At 51.7% G+C, this 12072-nt stretch carries 10 protein-coding genes; 5 read left to right on the top strand and 5 right to left on the bottom strand.

Translation table 11 applies throughout. The features are described from left to right. Positions 1-18: 18 nt before the first annotated feature. The 3 genes from A9180_RS03775 to aegA form a co-directional block, all read right to left on the bottom strand. Positions 19-1062, bottom strand: coding sequence for a DUF1176 domain-containing protein (locus A9180_RS03775; protein WP_064526288.1), 1044 nt, complete (start codon positions 1060-1062; stop codon positions 19-21). A gap of 125 nt (positions 1063-1187) precedes the next feature. Beyond that, positions 1188-1763 carry a GDP-mannose pyrophosphatase NudK gene (gene nudK / locus A9180_RS03770; RefSeq protein WP_064526286.1) on the bottom strand — a complete coding sequence of 192 codons (576 nt, stop codon included), beginning with the start codon at positions 1761-1763 and terminating at the stop codon, positions 1188-1190. A 67-nt stretch (positions 1764-1830) separates the two neighbouring features. After that, positions 1831-3810, bottom strand: a complete 1980-nt coding sequence (aegA, locus tag A9180_RS03765; protein ID WP_064526284.1) for a formate-dependent uric acid utilization protein AegA — start codon at positions 3808-3810, stop codon at positions 1831-1833. Between the two features lie 205 nt (positions 3811-4015). Here aegA and narQ point away from each other — a divergent pair, with 205 nt between their 5' ends. After that, positions 4016-5710, top strand: a complete 1695-nt coding sequence (narQ, locus tag A9180_RS03760) for a nitrate/nitrite two-component system sensor histidine kinase NarQ (RefSeq protein ID WP_064526282.1) — start codon at positions 4016-4018, stop codon at positions 5708-5710. A gap of 169 nt (positions 5711-5879) precedes the next feature. After that, complete coding sequence (acrD, locus tag A9180_RS03755; RefSeq protein ID WP_064526280.1) at positions 5880-8993, top strand: multidrug efflux RND transporter permease AcrD; 3114 nt, start codon at positions 5880-5882, stop codon at positions 8991-8993. A gap of 92 nt (positions 8994-9085) precedes the next feature. On the opposite strand, the gene ypfM is transcribed toward acrD, so the two are convergent. Beyond that, positions 9086-9145 (bottom strand): protein YpfM, encoded by a 60-nt coding sequence (gene ypfM / locus A9180_RS22460; RefSeq protein ID WP_001386977.1) that lies wholly within the window; start codon positions 9143-9145, stop codon positions 9086-9088. 379 nt (positions 9146-9524) lie between these two features. Here ypfM and A9180_RS03745 point away from each other — a divergent pair, with 379 nt between their 5' ends. The 3 genes from A9180_RS03745 to A9180_RS03735 are packed head-to-tail and all read left to right on the top strand — an operon-like array spanning position 9525 to position 11240. Then, the gene (locus tag A9180_RS03745; RefSeq protein WP_064526278.1) at positions 9525-9881 is read left to right on the top strand and encodes an ArsC family reductase; all 357 of its coding nucleotides are present in this window, start codon (positions 9525-9527) and stop codon (positions 9879-9881) included. Positions 9882-9884: 3 nt separating this feature from the next. Continuing rightward, positions 9885-11012, top strand: coding sequence for a succinyl-diaminopimelate desuccinylase (gene dapE, locus A9180_RS03740; protein WP_064526276.1), 1128 nt, complete (start codon positions 9885-9887; stop codon positions 11010-11012). Between the two features lie 27 nt (positions 11013-11039). Further along, complete coding sequence (locus A9180_RS03735) at positions 11040-11240, top strand: YpfN family protein (RefSeq protein ID WP_001516859.1); 201 nt, start codon at positions 11040-11042, stop codon at positions 11238-11240. Positions 11241-11348: 108 nt separating this feature from the next. Here A9180_RS03735 and ypfH read toward each other — a convergent pair whose 3' ends face one another. Continuing rightward, positions 11349-12047: an esterase gene (gene ypfH / locus A9180_RS03730; RefSeq protein WP_064526274.1), complete on the bottom strand. Its 699-nt coding sequence runs from the start codon at positions 12045-12047 to the stop codon at positions 11349-11351. Positions 12048-12072: the final 25 nt, after the last annotated feature.

Genomic DNA, 12072 nt, shown 5'->3' with positions numbered 1-12072 from the left:
GCATCCGCCAGATGGCACTCAACGCGTGATCCAAAGCGTAGGCCAGGCGTCTGGCCCATGCCAGTTATCGCAGGTCGGTTCGGCAGCGTAACGCACCAGGCGAAAACGCTGGCCGTCAAAACGCCAGCGCGCCTGAATACCACAATCGCTTAATCCGCGGCCTTTCGCTAAGGTCACCAGTTCACGCGTTTTTTCATCAAATGTCGCATTCATCAACTCCAGTTCATTCGTTTCCTGACCGTTGTTGAATGGTAAACGTAACCGTACCGGGCGCGAGGCCAGCGGCTTTTTACGCGACACAATCCACGCCAGATCAATGGTGTTATACGCGCCTGCTTCACAGCTAATCATCATTAACGCTTTGTCGTCAGTCAGCGCAGTGACATTGACTTCGCGACGCAACGGATCAAGCGAACAGCGCAGGCCATTCATCCGCCAGTTACCGTAATCCAGCAAATCGTTACGCTCTTCGAGTGAGAGTGGCGTCGGCGTTGGGTTTACCACAGCGACCTCTTTTAGCGCAGGCGCTGGCGGTACACTCAGCGGCGGCTCGTCCCCTTTCTTAATCCATGCGGTTTCACTACCAACGCGCTTTTGCTGGGCATCAATAAACAGCAACGCTGCTTTCAATCCGGCCAGAGAAATAGTCTGATCGCCGTCGCGTAAAGTGACGGCTTTCCCTTCCTGAATCATCTTTAAAAATGCGGTGATGGTCGCCGTATCATCGGTCACTAATAACCACGGCGAAATCCGCCATTTGTCCCCGCTTAACGTCAGCGGCTCGCCATCTAACAGCAGTCGTGGCGCTATCTCCCCTTCCGACACATCCGGGGATTTCAATCCACCGCGCTCAATACGTAAAACAGCGTCGGTATGCGCCCCGGCGCTTCGACTCAGGGTCATCACCAGTCCATTATGATCGCCAGTATTGCGCGCCACGCAGAAGTTTTGGTTATTACAGGTGACCTGCCAGTCGGAAAACGCCCGTTGCGCTGGTGCCGCCCACGCCAAAGACGTCGGCAACCAGGCGAAAAAAAAGAGAAGAAAAATGCGATAGCGCATGGACGGTACGACCCCAGAAGTTCAAACAAACAGCACAAGTCGTATCTTCGTTGCGCAGGTAGCGCGGCTCAATCGGATTTATCGGATTGAGCCAATAATAAACAACGAAATATTATTGTTATTTTTCAGTCCATTAAATGCGACGCTTGCAAATAGTTGAGCAATAACACCGTCTTACCGTCTCGTATCTCGCCGGTTTTGATCATCTCCAGTGCCTGGCTGAACGGCAGCTCAAGCACTTCAATATCTTCATCTTCGACGCCACCACCGGCGTTAGCGCGCTGATTGTCACTGTATTCGGCGATAAAAAAGTGGATTAGCTCGGTCACACCGCCAGGCGACATATACAGTTCAAATAATTTGCGTACTTCGCCAACTTCATACCCCGTTTCTTCAATCGCTTCTTTGCGAATACACACTTCCGGTTCGTCGTTATCCAGCAGCCCGGCGCAGGTTTCAATCAGCTGCCCACTTTCATTGCCATTAACCCAGGTAGCGACGCGGAACTGGCGAATCAGAACTACGGTCTTTTTCTTCGCGTTGTACAGGAGGATCGTCGCGCCATTGCCGCGATCGTAAACTTCACGTTTATGGCGGATAACTTCGCCATCTTTGCGGGTGAGATCGTAGGTAATGTTGTGCAGGGTGAAATAGTTATCGGAGAGAATTTTGTCTTTAATGAGGGTAATTTGTTGCGTCATACCGACTCCACAGCGCGAAATGAACAATTATCTTACGCTGTGAAGTCGGGTTTGTCTGCGCAGGCTATCAGTGAGATTTGACTGATTTTACCCCTAACCAGTCAATAATCCCCTGCGCCGCATGGCGGCCTTCGGCCATTGCGGTAACCACCAGATCCGCACCACGTACGGCATCGCCACCTGCGAAGATTTTCGGATTGGTGGTCTGGTAACGGTACTGGCTTTCAACGTCCGCCACAATGCGGCCCCATTTATCCACCGTTACACCGTGCGACTCAAGCCACGGCATACCATGTGGATTAAAGCCAAATGCCATGATCACTGCATCTGCCGGCATCACAAATTCACTGCCCTCAATCCGTACAGGTCGCCGACGCCCTTGTGCATCCGCTTCGCCAAGACGCGTGCGCAGGAAACGGATCCCGCAGACGTGACCTTGTTCATTCAGCTCAATCGCCACTGGCTGAACATTAAACTCGAAGTTCGCCCCTTCTTCACGGGCGTTCTTCACCTCTTTTTTCGAACCAGGCATGTTGGCTTCATCACGACGGTAGGCACAGGTGACGTTGCTCGCGCCGTGGCGCAGCGCAGTACGTACACAATCCATCGCGGTATCCCCACCGCCCAGTACTACCACATTCATCCCGGCGGTATTAATAAATGGCTCTTCCGGTAACTCTTCAAGTCCCATCACCTGTTTGGTGTTGGCTATGAGGAACGGCAGCGCGTCATAAACGCCCGGCGCCTCTTCATTGGGTAAGCCTGCTTTCATGGAACGGTAAGTGCCGACGCCAACGAAGACCGCGTCGTACTGTTCCAGCAGCGAATCCAAAGAGACATCTTTACCCACTTCACAATTGAGTTCGAAATGAATCCCCATCGCGCTGAAGATTTCCCGACGGCGCGCCAGCAGTGATTTATCGAGCTTAAAGGAGGGAATGCCAAAGGTAAGCAAACCGCCGATTTCCGGATGGCGATCGTAGACCGTTACGTCGACGCCATTGCGGGTCAGGACATCAGCACATGCCAGCCCTGCCGGACCTGCGCCGATAATCGCCACTCGCTTGTCGACTTTGGTGACATGGCTTAAGTCGGGACGCCAGCCTTTCGCCAGCGCCTGATCCGAAATGTAACGTTCAATATTGCCGATAGTCACCGCACCGTGCTCATCGCGAATAGTACAGGCACCTTCGCACAGACGGTCTTGCGGGCAAACACGCCCGGTAATTTCCGGCAGCGTGTTAGTCTGGTGAGAAAGCTCGACGGCTGCGTCGATGTTTCCGGCTTTCACCAGTTCAATCCACTGCGGAATATGGTTATGCAGCGGGCAGGTCCATTCACAAACGCTATGCTCGCCGCACTTCAGGCAGCGCGAGGCTTCTCGTTGTGCCTGGTCGGCACGAAACGGCAGATAAATTTCATCAAAGCCAGTTTTGCGTGCCTCAATCGCCAGTTTATCCGGTTCGCCGCGCGCGGGGGTTGCCTGCATTTGTTCTACTTTACTGATGACTGGCCTTTCTTGTGCCGGGACGCTCGCATGCCACGGTTGATGTTCCTGACGCGCAGTGCGCAGGCGGCGGGATTTCGCCATGCCGGAGAGTGCGGAGTCGGTCACCAGTTGCAGCGCATCCGCCGGGCAATTCTCGACACAGGCAGGGCCGTTTTCTCGCCCTGCACACAGGTCACATTTATGCGCAGTGGCTTTCACTTTACCCACCGAGACGGGCGTCAGAACAATTTGCATCGTGCCAAACGGACAGGCCACCACGCAGGATTTACAGCCAATACACTTTTGCTGATTGACCTGAACGCTGTCATCAACGTGGCTGATCGCGCCATTGGGGCAACTACGAGCGCAGGGCGCATCTTCACAATGGTGACAGGTTACTGCGCTACGTTGCTGCTGATGTTTGATAACCGTAATTCGGGGGTGGAAATGGTGCTGACTCAACACGTGTTGCTCATCATTATGAGCCATCACACAGGCCACTTCACAAGCATGGCACCCCAGACATTGCTGACTGTTGGCCATAATAAAACGATTCATAACGACCTTCTTTTTTGGTTGTAAAAACCTTATTCTTTATATGAGTGTTGTTATTACCCGACTTACAGGGGAATCGGCAATGTTCATTTGCCCGGAATAAGTAACTATTTCGCTATAAACTGTGGCAGATCAAATAATCCCATTACTTATCAAATTGAGTTTCAGCGTTCTGGAACATTAGTTATTTTATGTGGAGAAGACGCGTGTGATTGTCAAACGACCCGTCTCGGCCAGTCTGGCCCGGGCCTTTTTTTACATTGTGCTGCTGTCGATTCTTTCCACTGGTATTGCCCTGCTAACTCTGGCGAGCAGTTTGCGTGATGCGGAAGCCATCAATATTGCCGGATCGCTGCGTATGCAGAGTTACCGTCTGGGTTACGATCTGCAAAGCGCAAGTCCACAGCTAAATGTACATCGCCAGTTGTTCCAGCAGGCGCTACACTCACCAGTCTTAACCAATCTTAACGTCTGGTATGTACCAGAGGCGGTGAAAACTCGCTATGCGCATCTGAATGCCAACTGGCTGGAGATGAATAACCGGCTCATTCAGGGCGATTTGCCGTGGTATCAGGCCAATATCAATAATTATGTCAATCAGATAGACCTGTTCGTACTGGCTTTGCAACACTACGCCGAACGTAAAATGCTGCTGGTAGTGGCGATTTCGCTGGCTGGCGGTATTGGTATTTTCACGCTGGTCTTTTTTACTCTGCGCCGCATACGCCATCAGGTGGTTGCTCCGCTGAATCAACTGGTTACCGCCAGTCAGCGTATTGAACACGGGCAGTTCGACTCGCCGCCGCTGGATACCAGCCTCCCCAATGAACTGGGCCTGCTTGCAAAAACCTTTAACCAGATGTCGAGCGAGCTGCATAAGTTGTACCGCTCGCTGGAAGCGTCAGTAGAAGAAAAGACTCGCGATCTCCACGAGGCCAAGCGACGTCTGGAAGTTCTTTATCAGTGTTCACAGGCGCTGAACACCAGCCAGATTGATGTGCATTGTTTCCGCCATATTTTGCAGATTGTTCGCGACAATGAAGCGGCTGAATATCTGGAGCTGAACGTTGGGGATAACTGGCGTATTAGCGAAGGAAAGCCAACCCCTGAGCTGCCAATGCAGATTTTGCCAGTTACCATGCAAGAGACGGTTTACGGCGAGCTGCACTGGCAAAATAGCAACCTGTCGGCGTCAGAACCGCTGCTTAACAGCGTTTCGTCGATGCTGGGCCGCGGTTTGTACTTTAACCAGGCGCAGAAGCATTTTCAGCAGTTGCTGTTGATGGAAGAACGCGCAACCATCGCCCGCGAGTTGCACGACTCGCTGGCACAGGTGCTTTCTTACTTACGTATCCAGTTGACGTTACTGAAGCGTTCGATACCAGAAGATAACGCCACAGCACAAAGTATCATGGCCGATTTCTCCCAGGCGCTGAATGATGCTTATCGGCAGTTACGCGAGCTATTAACCACTTTCCGACTGACGCTACAGCAGGCGGATCTCCCCTCTGCACTACGTGAAATGCTGGATACATTACAAAACCAGACCAGTGCAAAATTGACGCTCGACTGCCGTCTGCCAACCCTGGCGCTGGATGCGCAGATGCAGGTGCATTTGTTGCAAATTATTCGCGAAGCGGTGCTGAACGCAATGAAGCACGCCGACGCCAGCGAAATTGCCGTTAGCTGCGTCACCGCGCCAGATGGCAATCACACAGTTTATATTCGTGACAACGGTATTGGCATCGGTGAACCGAAGGAACCCGAAGGCCATTATGGTCTGAATATCATGCGCGAGCGCGCGGAAAGATTGGGTGGGACGCTGACTTTTTCGCAACCTTCCGGCGGCGGCACGTTAGTGAGTATTAGCTTTCGCTCTGCGGAGAGCGAGGAAAGCCAGTAGTTATAATGCCGCCTACTGTTCAATAAATACTGGCACTTTAAGTTCAGTATAAAAGGGTATGATAATTTACATTATCTCCTTTTTTTCTCCACGATTGGCTCGTACCTTGCCGCTACAGTGAAGCAAGGCATGCCCATAACGATACGCAGAAATACGAGGTCCTCTTTTAATGGCGAATTTCTTTATTGATCGCCCCATTTTTGCCTGGGTGTTGGCAATTCTGTTGTGTCTGACAGGAACCCTGGCCATTTTCTCATTGCCCGTTGAACAGTACCCGGATCTCGCTCCACCGAATGTGCGAGTGACCGCTAACTATCCTGGCGCGTCAGCCCAGACACTGGAAAACACCGTGACCCAGGTTATCGAGCAGAATATGACTGGCCTCGATAACCTGATGTATATGTCATCACAAAGCAGCGGTACTGGGCAGGCGTCGGTAACGCTCAGTTTTAAAGCTGGCACAGATCCGGATGAAGCAGTGCAACAAGTGCAGAACCAGTTGCAGTCGGCCATGCGTAAACTACCGCAGGCGGTGCAAAATCAGGGTGTAACGGTGCGTAAAACCGGGGATACCAACATTCTGACCATTGCCTTTGTCTCAACCGATGGTTCGATGGATAAACAGGATATTGCCGATTACGTTGCCAGTAATATTCAGGACCCGTTAAGCCGCGTGAACGGCGTTGGTGATATCGACGCTTACGGTTCACAGTATTCGATGCGTATCTGGCTGGATCCGGCAAAACTGAACAGTTTCCAGATGACGGCTAAAGATGTGACCGACGCCATCGAGTCGCAGAACGCACAAATTGCGGTTGGGCAGCTTGGCGGTACGCCGTCTGTCGATAACCAGGCACTCAACGCCACCATTAACGCCCAGTCACTGTTACAAACGCCAGAACAGTTCCGTGATATCACTCTGCGGGTGAATCAGGACGGTTCGGAAGTGAAACTGGGTGATGTCGCCACCGTCGAAATGGGAGCGGAGAAATACGACTATCTTAGCCGCTTCAACGGTAAACCAGCCTCGGGGCTAGGGGTAAAACTGGCCTCCGGCGCGAACGAAATGGCGACGGCAGAACTGGTGATCAACCGTCTGGATGAACTGGCGCAGTATTTCCCGCCCGGACTGGAGTACAAGGTGGCGTATGAAACCACCTCGTTTGTTAAGGCCTCCATTGAAGACGTAGTGAAAACCCTGTTAGAAGCTATCGCGCTGGTTTTCCTCGTAATGTATCTGTTCCTGCAAAACTTCCGCGCTACGCTGATCCCAACTATTGCCGTGCCGGTAGTGTTGATGGGAACCTTTTCGGTGCTTTATGCCTTCGGCTATAGCGTCAACACCTTAACCATGTTCGCGATGGTGCTGGCGATCGGCCTGCTGGTGGATGACGCCATCGTGGTGGTGGAAAACGTCGAACGCATTATGAGTGAGGAAGGACTCACTCCTCGCGAAGCCACACGTAAATCGATGGGGCAGATCCAGGGCGCTCTGGTCGGGATTGCAATGGTGCTTTCTGCCGTATTTGTGCCAATGGCCTTCTTTGGCGGCACCACCGGGGCTATCTATCGCCAGTTCTCTATAACCATTGTTGCAGCAATGGTGCTGTCGGTGCTGGTGGCGATGATCCTGACTCCGGCATTGTGCGCCACACTACTTAAGCCACTGAAAAAAGGTGAGCATCACGGGCAAAAAGGTTTTTTTGCCTGGTTCAACCAGATGTTCAACCGTAACGCCGAACGCTACGAAAAAGGGGTGGCAAAAATTCTCCATCGCAGCCTGCGCTGGATTTTGATTTACGTCCTGCTGTTAGGCGGCATGGTGTTCCTGTTTCTGCGTCTGCCGACGTCGTTCCTGCCTCTGGAAGACCGTGGCATGTTTACCACCTCGGTACAGTTACCCAGCGGTTCGACTCAACAACAGACCCTGAAAGTGGTGGAACAGATCGAGAAGTATTACTTCACCCATGAGAAAGACAACATCATGTCGGTGTTTGCCACTGTCGGTTCTGGCCCTGGGGGGAACGGGCAGAACGTGGCACGAATGTTTGTCCGCCTGAAAGACTGGAGCGAACGCGACAGTAAAACAGGCACCTCGTTTGCCATTATCGAACGTGCAACAAAAGAATTTAATAAAATCAAAGAAGCTCGCGTTATCGCCAGTAGCCCGCCAGCTATCAGCGGTCTTGGCAGTTCCGCTGGATTTGATATGGAGTTGCAGGACCACGCCGGGGCTGGTCACGATGCGCTGATGGCCGCGCGTAATCAGCTGCTGGCGCTCGCGGCGGAAAACCCAGAACTTACCCGTGTGCGCCATAACGGTCTGGACGACAGCCCGCAATTGCAGATTGATATCGACCAGCGCAAAGCGCAGGCGCTGGGCGTTGCCATTGACGATATTAACGACACGCTGCAAACCGCGTGGGGCTCGAGCTATGTGAATGACTTTATGGATCGCGGTCGCGTGAAGAAAGTCTATGTGCAGGCTGCCGCGCCGTATCGCATGCTGCCAGATGACATTAACCTGTGGTATGTGCGTAACAAAGACGGCGGCATGGTGCCTTTCTCCGCCTTCGCAACCTCTCGCTGGGAGACAGGCTCGCCGCGTCTGGAACGCTATAACGGCTATTCTGCGGTAGAAATTGTCGGGGAAGCCGCTCCGGGCGTTAGTACGGGTACAGCGATGGATATTATGGAATCGCTGGTGAAGCAGTTGCCGAACGGCTTTGGACTGGAGTGGACAGCGATGTCGTACCAGGAACGACTTTCCGGTGCGCAAGCTCCGGCGCTGTATGCCATTTCATTGCTGGTGGTATTCCTGTGTCTGGCTGCACTTTATGAAAGTTGGTCTGTACCGTTCTCGGTAATGCTGGTTGTACCGCTGGGGGTTATCGGCGCGCTGCTGGCAACCTGGATGCGTGGGCTGGAAAACGATGTTTACTTTCAGGTTGGCCTGCTAACAGTCATTGGTTTGTCGGCGAAAAACGCCATTCTGATTGTTGAGTTTGCCAACGAGATGAATCAAAAAGGCCACGACCTGTTTGAAGCGACGCTCTACGCCTGCCGTCAGCGTTTACGCCCGATTCTGATGACCTCACTGGCGTTTATCTTCGGCGTACTGCCAATGGCTATCAGCAGTGGTGCCGGTTCCGGTGGCCAACACGCAGTCGGTACTGGCGTAATGGGTGGGATGATTTCTGCCACCATTCTGGCGATTTACTTCGTACCGCTATTCTTTGTACTGGTGCGTCGTCGCTTCCCACTGAAGCCTCGACCAGAATAAGCAATAAAAAAGGCGACATACATATGTGTCGCCTTTTTCAACTCTCTGATAAAGAACCTGACGTCAGGTTCTTTCATTTCCTGTTCTGGAAATTACTTACGAAGCATAACTTCGATAAAGTCTTTCCAGTTCCCCAGTTCACGTTCAATCATAACAACCTCTCTTATAATTATGGGTATTCTACGGAAACAATATACCGTGGTGAAGCTAATTTATTCGATTGCTGTGATTACTACCTCCGGGGCAAAGCCTATGTAAATACTATGGCCCTGTGACAGGGATTTTTATGTGATGAACAGCAACATTTCGACATATTCATACAGATTCTAATACTTGTTTAATTCTGTTTGAAATACAGACAGATACCTAGGGGAATATTCTTAATATATTGCATTCAAAACGCTCACAATCATTTAATAATTGTTAAGTGAAACACCTTAATAATGTTATATTTTCTGGTATTCATTTGCAGGGGAAATGTATTGCCCGTTAAATGAGTATTTATTCTTATAAATCGAAAAAGGATTCATTATGCTTACACTTTACGGCATCAAAAATTGTGACACCATTAAAAAGGCTCGCCGTTGGCTGGAAACCAATAACATCGACTATCGCTTTCACGATTACCGCGTTGATGGGCTGGACAGCGAATTATTGAACGGTTTTATCAACGAATTAGGCTGGGAAGCGTTACTCAACACCCGTGGTACAACCTGGCGAAAACTGGACGAAGCCACCCGCCACAACATCACCGATGCGGCCTCCGCTATAGCATTAATGACTGAAATGCCTGCAATCATCAAACGCCCATTGCTCTGTGCGCCAGGGAAGCCTATGCTGCTGGGTTTCAGTGAATCCAGTTATCAGCAATTTTTCCATGAGGTGTAGTCTATGTCGTGTCCGGTTATTGAGCTGACACAGCAGCTTATTCGCCGCCCATCCTTAAGTCCTGATGATGCAGGATGTCAGGCAATCATGATCGACCGTCTGCAGGCAATCGGTTTTACCATTGAACGCATGGATTTTGCGGATACGCAGAATTTTTGGGCGTGGCGTGGGCAAGGAGAAACATTGGCCTTTGCCGGACATACTGACGTAGTCCCCCCTGGCGATGCCGACCGTTGGATCAACCCACCATTTGAGCCAACCATTCGCGATGGCATGTTGTTCGGGCGTGGCGCGGCTGATATGAAAGGCTCGCTGGCGGCGATGGTGGTGGCAGCAGAACGTTTTGTCGCGCAACATCCAAACCATAAAGGCCGACTGGCGTTTCTGATCACCTCAGACGAAGAGGCCAGCGCCCACAATGGCACGGTCAAAGTCGTCGAAGCGTTAATGGCGCGTAATGAACGGCTGGATTACTGCCTGGTCGGTGAGCCGTCGAGTATCGAAGTGGTTGGCGATGTAGTGAAAAATGGCCGGCGCGGATCGTTAACCTGCAACCTCACTATTCATGGCGTGCAGGGGCATGTGGCCTATCCGCACCTGGCTGACAACCCGGTACATCGCGCAGCGCCTTTCCTTAATGAATTAGTGGCCATTGAGTGGGATCAGGGTAATGAATTCTTCCCGGCAACCAGTATGCAGATTGCCAATATTCAGGCGGGAACCGGCAGTAACAATGTTATTCCGGGCGAACTGTTTGTGCAGTTTAACTTCCGTTTTAGTACCGAACTGACCGACGAAATGATCAAAGCGCAGGTGCTTGCCTTACTGGATAAATATCAGCTGCGCTACACCGTCGACTGGTGGCTTTCTGGTCAGCCATTTTTGACAGCACGCGGTAAACTGGTAGATGCGGTGGTGAACGCCGTTGAGCACTATAATGAAATTAAACCGCAGCTACTGACCACAGGCGGAACGTCCGACGGGCGCTTTATTGCTCGCATGGGGGCGCAGGTGGTGGAACTCGGGCCGGTCAATGCTACCATTCATAAAATTAATGAATGTGTAAATGCTGCCGACCTGCAGCTACTTGCCCGTATGTATCAACGTATCATGGAACAGCTCGTCGCCTGATGAGTCGTTCTGTAAGAGGAAATAAGCATGGACTGGCTGGCTAAATATTGGTGGATTCTGGTGATTGTCTTTTTGGTCGGCGTCCTGCTGAACGTGATTAAAGATCTCAAGCGCATCGACCATAAGAAATTTCTCGCCAACAAGCCGGAGCTTCCCCCGCATCGTGATTTCAACGATAAGTGGGACGATGACGACGACTGGCCGAAGAAGGATCAACCGAAGAAGTAAGCTGGGCGCTCAACCGTAGGCCGGATAAGGCGTTCACGCCGCATCCGGCAATGGTGAACGATGCCTGATGCGACGCTCACGCGTCTTATCAGGCCTACTCGTCTATTATTACATCATTTCAATCACATCATCATCGCCGGGCTTGCCCCCGCTTAACGCTTCATCGAAGTAATGTTTCGGTATGGTATAACGCAAGTGATCAAGGGCAAACTGCATACTACGATTGTCGATCGCATGGCCCAAATCTTCCACAATATCCAGCGTCACATCACCACCCGCATTAATTAACGCTTCTTGTGCCGCAACCGCATGCGCCAGATCGATAACCGGATCTTCACCACCATGGATCAAGTGAATTGTCGTGGCCGTAGAAGCCGTTTCCGGCAGGCTGGCATAGCGTCCATTAAAAGCAATGACGCGTGAGGCAAGGCCCGGTTCGGCTTTAATACTCTCCAGAGCCATAATCGCGCCTTGTGAGAAACCGATTAGCGCCGTAGCGTTAGCCGCTACTCCGCTCTGTTTCTGCCAGTAGCGCACCGTCTCAATAAAGGTCGGCATGATGGCATCCACGCGCGCCTGGCGGTTTTCTTCCGTTATGCCCTGCACCGAAAACCACTGACGTCCAGCCGGATTACCGCTCGGCTGGGAGCCACCGACACTCACCACCAGCGCATCCGGGAACAACGGTGCAAACCAACTGCCGATCTCCCCCATCGCTACTGGGTTATCGCCGACGCCGTGAAAAAGCAGCAACAACTGTTGCGCAGGTTTATCCGGGCTTTGAACAACAAAATGGTCATGTTTCATGGCGAACTCCTTAACTGATGTCATT

It is taken from the genome of Escherichia sp. B1147 (genome assembly GCF_001660175.1).
GTDB lineage: Bacteria > Pseudomonadota > Gammaproteobacteria > Enterobacterales > Enterobacteriaceae > Escherichia > Escherichia whittamii.
Note: the sequence above shows the minus strand (reverse complement) of the source record. Positions and strands in the feature narration are given on the sequence as shown.